General features: G+C 50.6%; 12 protein-coding genes. 9 read left to right on the forward strand and 3 right to left on the reverse strand.

Annotated features, from left to right (window positions below):
* Nucleotides 1–194: 194 nt before the first annotated feature.
* From metG to Mal48_RS20160, 7 genes are all read left to right on the forward strand, one after another.
* Entirely contained in the window at nucleotides 195–2,237 is a 2,043-nt protein-coding gene (metG, locus tag Mal48_RS20130; RefSeq protein ID WP_145203959.1) for a methionine--tRNA ligase, read from the forward strand.
* A 90-nt stretch (nucleotides 2,238–2,327) separates the two neighbouring features.
* Nucleotides 2,328–3,560, forward strand: a complete 1,233-nt coding sequence (locus Mal48_RS20135) for an LL-diaminopimelate aminotransferase (protein ID WP_145203962.1) — start codon at nucleotides 2,328–2,330, stop codon at nucleotides 3,558–3,560.
* A 336-nt stretch (nucleotides 3,561–3,896) separates the two neighbouring features.
* Nucleotides 3,897–4,952 (forward strand): reverse transcriptase family protein, encoded by a 1,056-nt coding sequence (locus Mal48_RS20140; protein WP_145203965.1) that lies wholly within the window; start codon nucleotides 3,897–3,899, stop codon nucleotides 4,950–4,952.
* Between the two features lie 229 nt (nucleotides 4,953–5,181).
* Nucleotides 5,182–6,807, forward strand: a complete 1,626-nt coding sequence (locus Mal48_RS20145) for a hypothetical protein (protein WP_145203968.1) — start codon at nucleotides 5,182–5,184, stop codon at nucleotides 6,805–6,807.
* A gap of 288 nt (nucleotides 6,808–7,095) precedes the next feature.
* The gene (locus Mal48_RS20150) at nucleotides 7,096–8,181 is read left to right on the forward strand and encodes a DUF1559 domain-containing protein (protein ID WP_145203971.1); all 1,086 of its coding nucleotides are present in this window, start codon (nucleotides 7,096–7,098) and stop codon (nucleotides 8,179–8,181) included.
* Between the two features lie 61 nt (nucleotides 8,182–8,242).
* A complete protein-coding gene (locus Mal48_RS20155) occupies nucleotides 8,243–8,521 on the forward strand; it encodes a hypothetical protein (protein ID WP_145203974.1) in 279 nt (92 codons plus the stop codon).
* 297 nt (nucleotides 8,522–8,818) lie between these two features.
* Entirely contained in the window at nucleotides 8,819–9,487 is a 669-nt protein-coding gene (locus tag Mal48_RS20160) for an MIP/aquaporin family protein (RefSeq protein WP_145203977.1), read from the forward strand.
* A gap of 208 nt (nucleotides 9,488–9,695) precedes the next feature.
* Here Mal48_RS20160 and Mal48_RS20165 read toward each other — a convergent pair whose 3' ends face one another.
* Together Mal48_RS20165 and Mal48_RS20170 are read right to left on the reverse strand one after the other, a co-directional pair.
* Nucleotides 9,696–11,021, reverse strand: coding sequence for a DUF1501 domain-containing protein (locus tag Mal48_RS20165; protein ID WP_145203980.1), 1,326 nt, complete (start codon nucleotides 11,019–11,021; stop codon nucleotides 9,696–9,698).
* Nucleotides 11,022–11,128: 107 nt separating this feature from the next.
* The gene (locus Mal48_RS20170) at nucleotides 11,129–12,817 is read right to left on the reverse strand and encodes a DUF1549 domain-containing protein (RefSeq protein WP_145203983.1); all 1,689 of its coding nucleotides are present in this window, start codon (nucleotides 12,815–12,817) and stop codon (nucleotides 11,129–11,131) included.
* A gap of 106 nt (nucleotides 12,818–12,923) precedes the next feature.
* Between Mal48_RS20170 and Mal48_RS20175 the strand changes: the two genes are divergently transcribed.
* Nucleotides 12,924–14,225: a DUF4013 domain-containing protein gene (locus Mal48_RS20175; RefSeq protein ID WP_145203986.1), complete on the forward strand. Its 1,302-nt coding sequence runs from the start codon at nucleotides 12,924–12,926 to the stop codon at nucleotides 14,223–14,225.
* Nucleotides 14,226–14,574: 349 nt separating this feature from the next.
* On the opposite strand, the gene Mal48_RS20180 is transcribed toward Mal48_RS20175, so the two are convergent.
* Nucleotides 14,575–15,945: a sigma-54-dependent transcriptional regulator gene (locus Mal48_RS20180; protein ID WP_145203989.1), complete on the reverse strand. Its 1,371-nt coding sequence runs from the start codon at nucleotides 15,943–15,945 to the stop codon at nucleotides 14,575–14,577.
* A 378-nt stretch (nucleotides 15,946–16,323) separates the two neighbouring features.
* On the opposite strand from Mal48_RS20180, the gene Mal48_RS20185 reads away from it, so the two are divergent.
* Nucleotides 16,324–17,073: a ComF family protein gene (locus tag Mal48_RS20185; protein ID WP_145203992.1), complete on the forward strand. Its 750-nt coding sequence runs from the start codon at nucleotides 16,324–16,326 to the stop codon at nucleotides 17,071–17,073.
* The last annotated feature ends 145 nt before the right edge of the window (nucleotides 17,074–17,218 follow it).

Genomic DNA, 17,218 nt, shown 5'->3' on the forward strand with positions numbered 1-17,218 from the left:
TCGAGCGAGGAAGTTTTCCGCTTGACATTCGAACCGCTTCCCCGAAAACCGTGTCAAATTCAGAGCGAACTCGACTTTCTCAGGTTGAACTACTCGCGACCGGCGCAATTGCTGTCTAAACTGCGTTCATTCAACGAAATCTGAATGATTTTCAGACTTTGCCGACGAACAGACACTCGAATCGACCTCCACTTATGTCAAACCGCCGTATTCTTGTCACCGCCGCTCTGCCATACGCCAATGGAAACATCCATATTGGCCACTTGGTCGAATACGTCCAGACCGATATTTGGGTTCGCTTCCAGAAATTACGGGGCCATAACTGTCGTTATTTCTGTGCGGACGACACCCACGGCACCGCAATCATGATTCGCGCTCGCAAAGAAGGACGCAGCGAAGAAGAATTAATTGCTGACGTCCGTGAAGCTCATATCAGCGATTTTTCCAAATTCGATATTGAATTCGACAACTTCGGATCGACACACAGCGAAGAGAACCGGGAACTGTGTCATCAGATTTGGAAATCGATCCGCGATGCCGGACTCGTTAAGCAAAAAGAGATCGAGCAACTTTTTGATCCGGAAGCACAAACCTTCCTCGCTGACCGTTTCGTCAAAGGGACTTGCCCGAAGTGTGGAGCGACAAATCAATACGGCGACAACTGTGATAAGTGCGGTTCCACTTATACACCCGCCGAACTGATTGACCCGAAAAGTACATTGAGTGGGGCAACTCCCGAGTTACGAACCGCGACGCACCTGTTTATCGAACTTGAAAAATGTCATGAGTTCCTGAACGAATGGACTCAGTCAGGTAAGCACCTGCAGCCAGAAGTCGCCAACTACCTGAAAGGGCACTTCCTGAGCGATGAACTTCGCGACTGGGACATTTCGCGACCTGCTCCCTATTTCGGTTTTGAGATCCCCGACTTCCCCGGAAATTACTGGTACGTTTGGTTCGACGCACCAATCGGATACATCGCCAGCACTTACGAGTGGTGTAAAAGAAACGGCGAAAACCTCGACGACTGGTGGAAAAGCGACCAAACCGAAATCCATCACTTTATCGGAAAAGACATCACCTATTTCCACACTCTCTTCTGGCCTGCGATGCTGAAGACAGCTGGACTCACACTTCCAGAGAAAGTGCACATCCACGGTTTCTTGACCGTTGACGGCGAGAAAATGTCCAAATCAAAGGGGACATTCATTGAAGCTGCCAAGTACGCTGAGCATCTTGATCCGTCGCACCTGCGGTACTTCATCGCTTCGAAACTGAGCTCCAAAGTTGACGACATCGATTTGAACTTCGATGAGTTCAAACTGAAAGTTGATAGTGATCTCGTCGGCAAGGTCGTCAACATCGCCAGTCGGTGTGCCAAGTTTGTAGCAGGAAAAGAACTCTCCGAAGAGTACCCCGATGATGGTGGTCTCTTCGAACAGGCAGCCGCTGTCGGAGAAAAAATTGCTGAGCTTTACGAGAACTGCGAGTACAGCAGTGCTGTGAGAGAAATCATGGTTCTGGCAGACCGTGCGAATCAATACATTGAAGGAAAAGAACCGTGGGTCGTTCGTAAAGACGAAGCACGTGCAGACGAACTTCGCGACATCTGCACCGTCGGCCTCAACCTGTTCCGGCAGGTGATCATTTACCTTGCACCGGTTCTCCCCAGTATTCAAAAACAAACTGAAGAACTCTTAAACAATAAAATCGAACACTGGAACGACGCCCAAACGCCACTCCTCGGCGCAACAGTTGGCAAATTCCAGCACATGATGAAACGCGTCGACGAAAAGAAAGTCAAACAAATGGTTGAAGAATCCAAAGAGACACAAGCAGCCGATGCAATTGCTGCTCCACAGTTTAATGATGGCCCGGAAGCTCTTGAAAAAGAGCCGATGACCGAAGAGCACTGCACCATCGAAGACTTCATGAAGGTCGACATGCGAGTCGCCCGCATCGTGGAGGCCGGACACGTCGAAGGTGCGGATAAGCTACTGCAACTGAAACTCTCACTTGGAGGCGACGAAACACGTAACGTCTTCGCTGGAATCAAAAGCGTTTACACCCCGGAAGAACTCGTCGGGCGACTCGTTGTCTGCTGTGCAAACCTGAAGCCTCGCAAAATGCGATTCGGTCTCAGCGAAGGCATGGTCCTCGCCTGCGGACCGGGCGGAAAAGAAATCTTCCTCCTCAATCCCGACGACGGTGCTCAACCGGGAATGCGCGTACATTGATCAACTGAACATCGTTCATTGACGAAACACTCAGTGACGACACAGATTTCTCACTCATCCCCATAAACTCACTTTTCACAACATTCCATCATGGCAAACATCAACGACAATTTCCTGAAACTCAAGGCAGGTTATCTCTTTCCTGAAATCGGACGGCGCGTGAATGCGTTTTGCGATGCAAACGCCGATGCGAACGTGATCAAACTCGGAATCGGTGACGTAACCGAACCGCTTCCCGAAGCGATCCGCACCGCGATGCACTCAGCGATCGACGAAATGGGACAGAGCCAAACCTTCCGCGGTTATGGCCCCGAACAAGGTTATGCATTCTTGCGAGAAGCCATTGCAACGAATGATTTTCAATCGCGTGGCTGTGACATTTCCCCAGAGGAAATCTTCATCTCTGATGGTTCAAAATGCGATACCGGAAACATTCTCGACATCTTCGGACCGGGCAACACTGTCGCGGTTCAAGACCCGGTCTATCCGGTTTATGTTGACACCAACGTCATGGCTGGCCGAACAGGCGAAGCCGATGAGAATGGACGCTACGAAGGACTCACCTACCTTCCATGCACAGCCGATAATGATTTCACTCCGAGCTTGCCGGAACAGCCGGTCGACATGATCTACCTGTGCTACCCCAACAACCCCACTGGTTCCGTCGCCAGTAAAGAGACTCTCAAAAAGTGGGTCGATTACGCCAACGAAAATGGCTCAATCATTCTCTTTGATGCTGCCTATGAAGCCTTCATCACAGACGATTCAATCCCGCACTCGATCTATGAAATCGACGGAGCTCGAAACTGTGCCATCGAATTCCGCAGCTTCAGTAAAAATGCCGGTTTCACCGGGACTCGCTGTGCGTTGACAGTTGTCCCGAAAAGCCTGAAAGGCAAAACGGCAAATGGAGATGAGCAAGAGATTCACGCTCTCTGGAATCGTCGCCAAAGCACCAAATTCAACGGCGTCTCATACATCATCCAACGGGGAGCTGAAGCTGCTTATAGTGACGCAGGCAAAGAGCAGATCAAAACCCTCATCAACTTCTACCTTGAGAATGCCAGCATCCTCAGCGAAGGTTTGCAGTCTGTTGGAATTAATGTCTTTGGTGGCGTGAACGCTCCTTACATCTGGCTGAAGACTCCAGAAGGAATGAAGAGCTGGGAGTTTTTCGATCACCTTCTCGACAAAGCCCACCTCGTCGGAACCCCCGGTTCCGGCTTCGGCGCCAGCGGGGAAGGCTACTTCCGCCTGAGCGCATTCAACAGCCGCGCCAATGTAGAAGAAGCGGTTCAACGACTGAAATCGCTGATGGGATAAGTGCATCTCCGGAGTCAGAGGATCAGAAAAATGTCGCGCCAGCAGGGCAGGGGAGTTTACCTTTGATCTTCTGAATGCCTGACATTGAGTTTTGATTCTTTGATCTCTTGCTTGCCCTGAGGGAATTCGAGAGAATCGATCTGCCTTGGTGGTGCTTGAGTGCACAAGGTCGATGTTTCGTCGACCCGGTCCTGATGTGGCTGCAAAAACTCTGCTGAAAGCGTTCTTTTGTTAAAAGAACGCTTTGCAAGGCAATTCGAGTGAGGCAACTTTTGTTGCCTCACTCAACGTTTTTTGCTGACCTTCACAGCATAGCCTTTCACCGCAGCGTGCCGTATGCCTGCAAAAGCGACCTTTCAGATGGCAACCGGCTGCTGTCTCTCGGCAGCGACGGCAGTTGTCACTTTCTTCTGGCTTCTCAATTCCGATTCGCAAATTTCGTTCGCAATCATGTCCGTACTTCTGGTTGCGATTTGCGCAACCATGCTGTTCGGATGGTGGACGGCCTTTCTGCAATTGACTTCGAAACATCCCTGGCACTGGATTCGAACAAAATTTGGCTGGGGCTTTGAAATTGAAGAACTGGCCAATCGACTGGGCTATTCAGTCAATGAACTCACCGAGCATCAGCCTCAATATGTTTCAGCGTTCATCCCAAAAAGATCGGGCGGCACTCGCGAGTTACGGATTCCCGATAAAAAAACTGCTGAAATTCAGAAACGCATTCTGCAGCGACTTCTCTCAAAGCTTCGATCTCACCCAAGTGCCTGCGGTTTTGAAACTGGAAAGTCGATCGTTCACAACGCGCTGCCTCATGTTGGGAAAGCGGTTGTCATTAAACTTGATGTGATTGACTTCTTTTCATCCACAACGGCATCGCGAGTCGAAGCCTATTTTTGTCGAATCGGCTGGAATCGGAAATCAGCAAAACTCCTCACGAAGTTAACATGTGATCAAGACGCCCTTCCGCAAGGAGCCGCAACGAGCCCACGGCTCAGCAACCTCGTCAACTACCTACTCGACGAACAGCTGGTTCGTTGTGCCACTAAGTATCGAGGCGAGTATTCTCGCTACGCAGATGACATCACCTATTCATTTCGCAAGGATTCTCCAAAGAGAATGCGTGGAATCATCCAGCGGACCCGCCATCTTCTGAATCGATCCGGATATCAGTTGAATACAGAGAAGCAACGCATCCTCAGACAACATCAGAGGCAAACAGTGACCGGGTTAAACGTGAACACAAAAGTCAGCCTCTCTCGGAAACTTCGAAGAGAACTTCGAGCTGCCAGACATCGTTTAGAAAATGGAAAAGAATCAACCTGGACCGCCGAGCAACTACAGGGATGGGCTGCCCTGGAACACATGATCCAAGAACAGACAAAATCGTAAGGCTGTAACATCTTTGAATCGGCGTTCGCGTTCTGACTCGTGGACAAGTGTAACTTCCCACAGAACAAGCACGACACTGCTCTAGAATTTCTGATCGGTTTATGACGCCTTCTCTCGGCAAGTCGATCATTCAGTCGCAACAGTCTCGACTCAATGCGCGCATCGCTCAACGGGTGATGTAGATTTACAACATCCTGTAGGTTTCCTTCTTGCGATGTTGCCAAGCTGTATGCGCAGACAAGTTCTTGACATTTTGTTGGCCTGTGCGGCGTTACTGCCGTTCTATTCGATTTACGCTGCGCATTGCGTGAATCCGGACGGAGCGTCAGGATTTGTTCAATACGACATGCCCTACTACGTCGCAAACGGGCGGGAAATCTTCGAACGAGGAAACGGATTCGCCGGCCCAAACCCATACGATGAAAATTCCGATGCACCGACGATCTACTTCCATTGGTTCACCTGGATTCTCGGCTTCAGTGTTGTTGTACTGGGGCTCGATCCGGGTTTCGTCTTTGTCAGCCTGGGGCTTGTAGCAGGAATCTGCGGAAGTTGGCTTACGCTGCAAATCATTCGGCAGTTGATTCCCGACAATCGGGCAGTGACACCGGTCTTTTTATTGTCGATGTGGGGAGGTGGCCTCTTTGTCCTCTTCAAATGCTTCCTGAACCTCACGCAAGGTGAACCACTTCTGTCGGACCTCTTGATGTTCGATTTAGGTCGCGGTTGGTGGTTTATGAGCTGGGGAAGAAACTTCATTTTGCCAACAGAAGCTGTCTACCATGCGTTTGCTGCTGGCATCTGGCTTTGCGTTTTACGACGTCGTGAATGGTCGGCAATGACGCTGGTCTTGATCCTGGCTGCAACGCACCCGTTTACTGGAATACAACAACTCCTCATTCTGGGGGCGTGGAATCTCGCGCAGCTGATCGTCAACCTCAACTCCAGAAGATCTTCCTTGAGTGAACAGGCGAACGAGAAGTCGACTCCAAAATTTGACCTGAGCCCCTTATGGCGAGGATTGGTTCTTACTGCCGGTCTAGCTGCTTTCCTGGGGTATTACTTCGTCTTCCTGGAACAGTTCTCATCGCATCGAAACTTAAGATCAACGTGGGCCCTTGAATGGGTGGTCCCGCCGATTGTTGTTGCACTGGCGTATGGAGTGGTCATGCTGCTGGCCCTTCAACGAATGCGTGGAAACTGGCGAAAATTTGTGCCAGAGACATGGTTCTTTCTGGTCGCTTTTGCGGTTTCATTTTTGCTCATTCAACATGACTACTTCGTCAAGCCGCATCAACCGTTGCACTTCACACGAGGGTACGTTTGGCTTCCGCTGTTTTTGATCGCGGTCCCAAAAATTTCGAGTTGGGTCATTTCAGTGAAAGACAAATCGGGCGATGTCAGACAAACTTTGATACTCGCTGTTGCGATCCTTTTCGCTTCGCTTGACAACATTGCATTCCTGACGATTACGACACGCGACAACTCGAACAACATGCCACTCAACCACGACGCACGAGATGCCTTCCGCTGGATGGACGAACAGCTACTCGAAGGAGTTCTCCTGATCCCAGACGACAAACTCTGCTACCTCAGTGCAACATTCACTTCTGCGCGACCGTACTACGGGCACAAGTTCAATACGCCAGACTATCAGACCCGCAAAGAAAACGTCGACAATTGGAAAGCTGACGGAACGCAAGGCGACTGGATGGAAACGATTGATTACGTTTTGCTCCCTGCTGAGGATTCCTCGCTCCAACGAAACGTCGACGACCATTGGAAGAGTCTCTACGAGAACAATGGGTTTAGTCTCTATGGACGAAATTCGCTCAAATCGTCTCTGAAGAATTGAAGAACTGCACGCTCTGCCTCAAATCCAAAATTGGCTTTTAGGTTCTGCCTCGTGGCGAACAGTTCACGAAGAGATGGAAGAAAATTTCACGGCTCGATTAAGCATTGGAAATGTGCCGAGCAGTCTTAACTTGCCGTAACAGAACGTCGGCCAGCCAGCAGTTTCGGTTCTTCACCCATCTCCCGTCACGCAATAAGCCTCGTGCAAAGAGACTCTTGACACATCCGTAGCCATGGTTACAATCACGCCCAACCTGTAACACTAGCTACCCCGTATCATGAGGGACATATGAGTCGACAATCTCACCTACTTCGCCACCGACACGGGTTCACATTGATTGAATTGCTCGTGGTGATTGCGATCATTGCAATTCTCGTTTCACTCCTTTTGCCAGCCGTTCAACAGGCAAGAGAAGCGGCCCGGCGCTCGCAATGCCGAAACAACCTGAAGCAAATTGGCATCGCTCTCCATAACTACCATGATGTCCACTCCACCTTTCCCGCCGGGTATTACTCGTATGGGACAAGTGATGGAAACGGACCTGGCTGGGCGAACATCGATCCGCAAACATGGGATGCCGCACCCGGTTGGGGCTGGGGAACGATGCTGCTGCCGTTTCTGGATCAGGCTCCTCTCTACAACAATCTGGACTTAAACCAGGCCTGCTTCTCTCCCATAAACTCGGCCCCGGTCCGGACTCGGTTACCTGTTTTTCTATGCCCGTCGGTCTCTGGATCGCATGACGAGTTCACAGTCCGGAATGAAGCGGGCAGTCCTCTGGTCATTGGAGGCAATCAGATCAACTTTGGTCGCAGCCACTACGTAGCCAGCCATGGACAGGAGTCATGCTGGGGAGAATGTGGAGCGAGTCGCACCGGAGTCATTTTCACGAATATCTATACTTCAGAAACTGCGACTGTAACGATCAACGGAAACGCTGCTGCCGTTGCGGATGGCCCTTTCTATCGCAACTCCGCAACCCGTTTTCGGGACGTCACCGATGGAACATCGAACTCAATTTTCATGGGTGAGCACTCTTCGAAACTGAGTGAGAAAACCTGGGTCGGAGTCGTCCCGGGCGCGTTCACTCACCCGAATTTATCCTCTCCTGAGAATGGAGAAGATGCCGCTGCCACGCTCACAATCGTCCATGCAGGACCATCGGGGGGAGAACTCGACATCACCGGATTTCCAATCATTCATCCTGTGAACTTTCCAACACTTCATGTCGGACAAATGTTCTCCGAGCATCCAGGCGGAGGGCAAATCATGATGGGAGATGGCGCTGTACGATTCGTCTCCGAAAACATCGACCTCATCACCTGGGCAGAACTTTCAAGCATTAACGAAGGTGAGATCATTGGAGAATTTTAAGAATCTGCTTCATCAGCAATACGACCGTATAAGAACACTGTCAATCACGATTCCAGTACTCATGCTGCTATGTGGCCTCACTGGCTGCGGATACCCGGATGTCAGCCCGAAGACTTATGAAATTTCGAAAGCGCTTTACTCTGCCTGCAACCGCAAAAGCGATGAGCATGTTTCGAAAATTTCCAAGTTGATTGAATCCCATCTCGAAAGCGGTGACCTCTCAGAGCGGGAAGCGAAGTGGCTGCGAGTCATTATCCACAATGCCGAAGAAGGCCGATGGGAGGCCGCCACACTCGAAGCTCGCCAACTGATGGAAGACCAAGTCCATCGGTCATCGTAGCAGGACTGAATACTGGCGGCACACTTTTCACTTTTGTGGTGATGGAACTTGTTTTTTTCGCACAGAGTTGCTGAACTCTGTACACATTGGAGCATTCTTCGAATTAGTGTTCAGGTTCTGCCTCGTGGCGTACAGCCCATCAAGGTCATTCATGACTTCATCGACTGCTCGACACGATGCAGTAAGTAAAGAGCAGAATTGAACATTAAGTGCGCATTCAGCACAGGCAGATGAGTCGTGCATATTGCTCTAGTAGTGGACTTCCCTGTATGGCTTAAAGTTGCTTAAAGTTGATTGATGAAAAAATACATTGCAGAGGTGATCGCGACATTCGCACTGGTGTTTGCAGGAACAGGTGCCGTTGTCGTCAATCAGGTTTCTAGTGGCGATGTGACTCATGTTGGTGTTGCGCTGACCTTTGGGTTGGTCGTCATGGCGATGATCTATGCGGTTGGAGACGTCTCCGGAGCCCACATGAATCCGGCGGTGACCATTGCATTCTGGTTCGGAAAACGGTTTCCCGGTCGCGAGGTCGTCCCTTACATCTTCGCTCAACTGCTTGGTGCCTGCCTGGCGAGTGGAGTACTGCGAGTCCTCTTCCTGGACCAGAGCAATCTGGGAATGACGCTTCCGCGCGACACATGGTGGCAGTCGTTCATCTTCGAGTTCATCCTGACGTTCCTGCTGATGTACGTCATCCTGCATGTTTCGACCGGAGCCAAAGAAAAAGGAATTATGGCAGGAGCGGCGATTGGAGCGACCGTCGGCCTGGAAGCGATGTTCGCTGGCCCGATTTGCGGAGCGTCTATGAACCCCGCACGGTCAATCGCGCCAGCGATCTTCAGTGGAAACGTGGAGCACTTGTGGCTTTATATCGTCGCGACCATCCTTGGAGCCTGCCTCGCGGTTCCAGCGTTCTATTTTTCACGTGATGAAAACATGACAGGCGAAGAACTGGCGAATTAAGAACCGCTTACAATACATCTGAGGCCGCTTTCACGACTTCAGAGACTGCGCGTCACACGGTACATCACGGATACGATTTCGAAAGTCGATCTAACTCAACTCTCACTTAGAGCATCTTTCGAATTGGTTTGCAGGATCTGCCTCGTGGAGAACTACATTTCCACTAGAGAAATGCGTTCTTCACGGGCACACGGTAGAGCAAACTGCTCTAAATGAGATGCTCAGGCAGAAGTTGTTCGACCGCACTTCCTTCACTCAGCATGAAGGGGCGACCGATGGGGGATTGAACCTCTTCATACGGGTCGAGCCCCATGACCGTCAGGATTGTGGCATACAAGTCCGGGATGCTCACCGGGTTTTTCGGCGGAGTCCGCTCGGTCACTCGTTTGTCTTCTTCTTTGGCAGCTTCGGGGTCTGTTTCACCAATGACAACTCCCGACCGAATTCCTCCGCCGCCAAGGACGCATGAAAAGCCCATCGGCCAGTGGTCCCGGCCTTCCAGCGGATTGAGACGAGGAGTCCGTCCGAATTCGCCCATGCACAGCACAATTGTCGAGTCGAGCAAATCGCGATCTTTCAAGTCTGAAATCAAGGCTGCAAATGCGGGATCAAGGATTTGAAACTGCTTTGTCTGGCCTTTCAGATTGTTGATATGCGTATCGAACCCCTGCAGAACAACCTGCGTTGCTCGCACCCCTTGTTCCACGAGTCGGCGAGCGACCAGACAACCGCGACCGAAGCGTGAGTCTCCGTACTTTTGAATTGTCGCCTTCGGTTCATCATCAAGAGAAAACGCCTCGAGTTGCTTCGATGACATCATGGTCAAGGCTTTGTTGACGAGCTCTTGATGTAGCGTCTCGCTTGTCTGAAAAGGACGTTGTTGCCTGAAAGCGTTTGAAACAACATCGAGCCCTTCCAGTCGTCGCTGTTGACGTTTCTCATCAACGTTCGGCTTCATGTTGCGGACATTTCGCCCCGGGTCAAAAATCCGAAAGGCATCATACTCTGCTCCAAGAAAACCTCCACGTGGGACGACAAACCCGTCTCCACTGGCAAGCGAGATATGTTGTGGAATTTCAATGCTTGGATCGGCTAAATGCTTTGAAATGATTGCCGTCATGGCCGGATGAACGACACTCGGATCGGGAAGATACCCGGTTTGTGCATAGTACGTTCCCCGTTCGTGGTCCCCCTCTTTTGAAACCATCGATCGGACCAAGGAGACATTCTGCATTTGCTCAGCCATTTGGGGGAGCAACTCAGAGATTTCCAGCCCAGGTAACCTTGTTTTGATTTTCCCGACTGTCTCACCGACCGCTGAAGCAGGATGTGGGTCCCACGAGTCGACCTGACTTGGCCCACCTGCCATCCAAAGGACAATCAATGATTTGGGACGCTCCTGCCCTCGTTTCTGTGTCGCCCGGGCACTCAACGTCGGAAGCAAGAACGAAACACCTGCCCCCAAACCCGCCTGCATGACCTGCCGACGCGTGAGTCTCTGAAACAGATTTCGAAATGAATGATGATGAATCATAATTACAGTCCGTTTGCGGCTTGAGCGTCAGAAAACACCTCTGAATCGAGCTGTGAAAATCAATCAGCTCAAAGTCTTTTCAGGGCACCCATTACTGCCTGCTCACCTCAATGATTCCAGGAGAACTCTGGAGAATTAAAAAGTGTCCAGTACAAGTCTTCAACGGCTTGATCAGGTTTGTCTTTTTCGAATCGTTGGATGAAATATTGTTTCTCCGCTTCCGTGGGAAGTCGCGTCAGACAGACCAGGTAGATGGTTTCGATTTTTTTCTCGGGCGTGGAACCAGCAGTCGCGACTCGACCGGGTGAGCCGAGTGGATTGAGCGAGGTCAACTCACGTGAGAATTCGCCATTCATTCGGAGGAGAGCTTGCGAAATTGTTCCGGACCAGTCCTGTAGTTCGTCAACTCCCGGATCGCCAAACTCATCAACGAAGTCATTCTCTCTGAAGAATCTTAAGGCTCGAACAAACAGGTGCGAGTTCTGATCGATAGTCCGGACATTGTTGGCTTGCAGCATCGCCCCGATCACTTGTTCCGGTCGCAGCCGAATCAATGGGAAGACAGCCCAGCGTTCTTTCGCCTGTTGAATCGTCTCAGCCGTTTGCAAGGTGTCCCCGTCGTTCTCCTGCTCGCTCTCTGGCAAGGGGTAGATTGATGACATCCGAAAGGCATCCGTCGCAGCGATGACTCGAATGAGACGACGCAGGTCGTAGCCATGTTTGCGAAAATCCTCCCCAAGGAGATCGAGGGTTGCCGTCTCTGGATTGGTACCCGGATCGGGAAGATCGTCGACAGGTCGATGCGAGAGGAATGGAACACCAAACATCAGTGCCCAGACTCGATTGGCAGCTGCCCGTTCGAAACGCTGGTTCTCTGGATGCGTCATCCAGCGGGCAAGTTGCTCGCGTCTCGAACCATTCTCGCCAAGCCACTCAGGATGAAATGGAACGCTCGGCTCCACCGTCCGCTTTTCCAGAGTTAAACGATCTTCAACGACATAGTCTTTGCTATGCTTGTCAGCCACTCCAGCAAGGCTGTTCACGACCTGACCATAATATGCCGTCAAGCCTTCAAATTCTCCCTGCTTCCAATGATCAAATGGATGGTCGTGGCATTGAGCACAGTCCATCCGCTGCCCTAGAAAGGCCCGCACAGATCGAGCGGATAACTTGTTCGGATCGAATTCATCATTCGCGAACCCTGCGGTAATAAAGTTGACTTCCCCCTCGCCAGTCCAGACACCGGTTCCGGAAATCATATCCCGAACAATTTCATCATAGGGACGCCGCTCGTGAAGTTGAGTCGTCAGCCAGTCGAGAAAACGATCACGCCGAAAAACGAGGAATTGTCCAGCCTCAACTCCAACGTAGCTGCGAGCGAGCCGCTCGGCAAAGTAATCATCAAACCGACTATCGTTGAGCAGGTACTCAAGCCAGCGTTCGAGACGGTCAGGTTTCTGGTCAGCTTCGAACTTTCGGATTTCCTCTAACGATGGAATAGTGCCATGCAACGCCAGCGAGAGTCTTCGCCAAACTGTCAGTTCCTCTGCGGGGTTTGCCATTTCAAGATTGGCTTCGCTGCGAAGTCGAGCCAGTTCCTGATTGACACGAACAACTGTCTCCTTTGAGGTGGAATCAGATTTCGGCATCGGAATTGTAATCGAAGTCGGGTCCACAGCAGCTGACCGGACACTGTTTGTCGTGAGCCAAACGACTCCAACGACAACAAGCACCGGCCAGATGAATGACTTCAACACGACAATCACTTCAGCCTCCAGTTCATAAAAAACAGCCACACAGCGTTCGCGCCGACCTCAGAAGGATACCTCCTTCTTTGCCACAAAGTTTCAGTCTTTCTTCGCTTCGTTGAAACATTCCTTTGGGCAATTGGGTAGTTTGAGTATGAAACGCGAAATTCTACCGGTGATTTCAATGCAAACATCAACATTTGATCAGATGGGCGAGTCGCCATTCGATTCAGAGGATGCAGCTGAATCGCCGCCTACCAAAGAACTCGTCACCTCTGAAGTCAACGAACAAATGCGCGGGACTCATCAACCCGAAGAAGTGGCTGCCGCGGGACCAACTGCGTTTCCGGTCCCTTGGAGGCATCCAATAAAATTCCTTGCCCTCACAACTTACTACCTGTTTGCTTTTGTCAGCTTGATGCTGGTTCTTGCGGTACTGGCTGCAATTCCACTCGTGAACTTCTTTGTGTTGGGCTATTTTCTGAACGTCGAAGGTCGAGTCGCAAGGAGTGGACGTCTTCGCGATGGATTCCCACTCCTTGATGCCGCCCCACAAATAGTGGTGCTGGCTGGGGGAATTTGGGTGTTTCTTCTGCCACTTCGTTTTCTCGCCAGCTTTGCCGCCGATTCACGCCTGATTGACCCTGGTTCGCAAGCTGATGTCGGATTCCATCTCGCACTGAATGTCGCTTGGTGCGTCATCACTCTCCACTTGATTCTGGCGATTGCACGAGGCGGAACGTTTTGGTGTTTTGTCCGACCATTCAAGAATTTCTTCTGGTTGACAGGTCGACTTCGCGAGGGGAACTACTTTGCGCATGCGGACCGGAAGATCCAGGAGTTCGTCCAGAAATTAGAAATCCGCAGACACTTTTGGCTGGGACTGCGAGGTTTCGGAGTTGCCTTCTTGTGGCTGTTTCTCCCCACTCTCATGTACGCAGCGATTCAGGAACCGAAAGGGGGGCAAATCTTTCTGACTGTCACCGGCGGAATTCTGCTCGCCGTTGTGTTCAGTTGGGTTCCGTTTTTGCAGGCCCGATTCGCTTCTGAAAACTGTTTTCGATCTGGTTTAGAACTTCGTGAAATCCGTTCGCTCTATTCGTACGCCCCAATTGTCTGGTCACTTTCGTTGGTCGTGTTGTATTTGCTGTCGTTGCCGCTCTACCTGTTTAAGGCATTTTTGTTGCCTCCCGATGCAATGTGGCCGGTGACTTTAATTTTCGTTGTCAGTATTTACCCTACACGAATTTTGCTGGGATGGGCTTACCACCATGCTGTCAAAAAGCGAGAGCTCGGAAATCGCCCACACTGGTCTGTCCGCTGGCTGATTGGCGGCACGATCATCCCGGTTCTTGGCCTCTATGTGTTCATCCTTTTCTTTACGCAGTTTTTGGGTGAACAAGGAAAGCAGGTTCTGTTTCAACATCACTCACTCTTGTTGCCTGTTCCATTTTAAGGCGAACAGCGAACGAACCCCTCGTAGCTCGAGAGCGGAGAACAAGCCCCTCGTAGCTCGGGACCATTGTCCCGAGCAAGCCAGACGGAGAACGATAGCGTTCTCAAAACCTGTGGAATTGTGACCTTTCTCTGTACCAGAAAAGTGAACAGCAAGTTTTGAGACCAGTTCTAAATCAGTTTGCTCTACCGTGTGCCCGTGAAATTTACTTTCATGACTTCATAGACTTCTCACTACGAAGCAGAACCTGAACACCATTTCAAGAAATGCTATTCGTCAAATGGTCATAAAAAAAAGACCGTCCAACATTTCTATTAGACGGCCTTGGGGGGGATTCGCCGTACTGCGATCAGGCAGCACGTTGTTGTTTGCGGTTTGAACCTGGTCCACCTCGTGGCGGGTACCCGTATTCTCTGAGTTTTCCAGAGAGCGTCCGAATTCCAATTTGCAATGCTTTGGCAGTCAGTTCACGATTTCCACCGAAGCGATTGAACGTCGCTTCGATCAGCTTGCGTTCCATTTCCTTGAGCGTCAAACCGGGAGATTCGGTCGATTCTTCGCTCTGCTCAAGCCAAGGCTGAATCTCTTCAGCAGTGATGACGGTATCGCCAGCGAGCGAACAACAGCGGTTGATTACGTTCTCGAGTTCACGAACATTTCCCGGCCAGTTGTGGCTTTCGAGTCGTGAAAGTGCTGCATCAGAAAGACGTCGTAAATGTTGACCTTCTCGAACACAACATTGTTGAACAAAGTGTTCAGCAAGAGCTGGAAGGTCTTCAACACGTGAACGAAGCGATGCAACCTGAATGGTATTTCGTTCGATCAGATTCAGAAGCCGGGTGTCGAATTTGGCTTCTGTGCAAAGCTGACGCAAGTTCGTGGTCGTTGTCGCGATAATTCGAGCTCGAAGTGGAATGTAAGTTTCTCCACGACGATATGCACTGTTTCGAATCACTTCTGCAATTTGCACTTGAAGCGGAATGGTGAGTGCTTCGATATCTTCGAAAACAAGAGTCCCATCCGCAGCTGAGGCAAAACGGCCATCTGATTCTTCGTCACCGAAAAGCTCTTTCTCGATCGCTGCTGAAGTCAACAAGCTGCAACGAATAGTGAGGAGAGGTTGTGTGGGACCAGAGCGAGTCAGGTGAATGGCTCGGGCTGCTTCCGATTTTCCACAGCCCGCTTCTCCAGTCACAAGGATCGGTTGATCGTGTTCTGCAGCTGTATGAATCTGGTTACGAAGTTCACGTGTTTGCTGGCTGTTGCCAACAAGTCCATCGAACATTCGGCCTTCAAGTTTCTGCTTGAGTTCCAGATTTTCGGAGATCAGTTGAGCACGCCCAACTGCCGAAAAGAGGGAGTGACCAATTCGTTCTGGTGTTAGTGGCGGCTCAACAACATCGCAGGAGACCGAGCGAGGAACGTTGATCCGGTGACCGATTGAAGGGAGTAGAATAAACTGTGTGGGCCGATCGGCTCTTCGCATTTCAGTATCGAGCCGTTCGATCTCTTCAATTGATTCCGGTTCGTCTATCACCGCGGCAGCGATGTTTTCGCTCATTAAAAGAGCACGCAGCTCTTCTAGTGAGGAGACGGCAATCGATTCATAACCGTTTCGTCGAATTGCGAGCTCCAGATGTTGCTGAGCGGCAACATCTTTCGCACACGCAGCGACTCTTCCGGTCGGACGTATGGTAGCGGGGGGGATGGAAACAGACATGAGATTCCTGCCTGCGCATCTCAAAACGCTTTCCGCAGAGTGGGATGGTGTGTGAGAAGTACACCTTCTGCGTTCCGCAAATGATGAGTGCGTGGGTGAATGAGTGGGGGAAAAGTGAAGTGAAGTGAAGTGAGAGAGGAGAAGCGATTAATAATTCTTTCGGCAGATTTAGGTCAATATGTGTCAAATGATTTTTCGGCAGTTTTTGCGATGATGCAATTTTTGCATTTTTCCGCTCGCCACGAAGGATCGCCTGAAGAAACACAAGGAGTCTCAATTCGCCCATAATTCGACGATTCGCACTGGTTCCAATATAGTTGTCTGTTCGCTTTCTGTGAGACTTCTCTTTTGTAACCTGATTGCAGGGAAAACCAATTCGTGAGTTTGATCACGGCACCATTGAATCGCTTCTTGGAAACAGGTGCGGAATTTCTATTCCCCTCTGCCTGCTCGTTGTGTCATTCCGCAATCCCCCCAAGCTGCCCGAATCGAATATGTGCAGAGTGCCTCGATGCGTTGAACCTGAAACAAAAGAACTCATGTGAACTCTGCTCAGCTGTTGTCGGCCCAAACTTAGCCACCGACAACGGATGTATTCATTGCCGACACGAGGGCTACGAGTTTCGCTCGGTCGCCAGTCTGGGGAATTACTCAGGTCTCCTCAAAAAAGCGGTTCTTCAGGGAAAGTGCCAGTATGACGAACTCGCTTTGAGGACTTTGGCTGAACTTCTTTCCCAGGTTGTTTACGAAGAGGCTCCGAACAGATCAATGGATCTAATTGTACCGATTCCACAACATTGGTCCGATCGCTTTCTCTCCTTGAATCAAGCTTCAATGACAATTGCAAATCAACTGAGCCGATTGTTGAAGCTCCCGAATGACAGGCATATACTCCGCAAAAGAGAACGAACTCCGAAACAACATTTATTAAGCCCAGCTGCCCGGAGAAAGAATTTACGATCAGCCTTTAAAGTGAATCGGGGAATTGATTTGACAGGTTTGTCGATCCTCCTTGTCGATGACGTCCTCACGACGGGAACGACGTGCCAACGAGCAACCAGAGTGCTGTTGCAAGCTGGTGCAGAAGAAGTCAGAGTTGCCGTTTTAGCGCGCGGCATCGGTGCATAGTGCTTGGCGAAGTCCTTGAGTAGCGAATTGCGTAACTGTTCACGTCATCCACTCACGTCACCCAGAGTGTTGTGTCAGCTCATCGGCCTGCTTAAAGAACGTTGCAGCATGTCTGTGTGGCTGTCATGAACGAAAAGATAAAACT

The organism is Thalassoglobus polymorphus, from assembly GCF_007744255.1.
GTDB lineage: Bacteria > Planctomycetota > Planctomycetia > Planctomycetales > Planctomycetaceae > Thalassoglobus > Thalassoglobus polymorphus.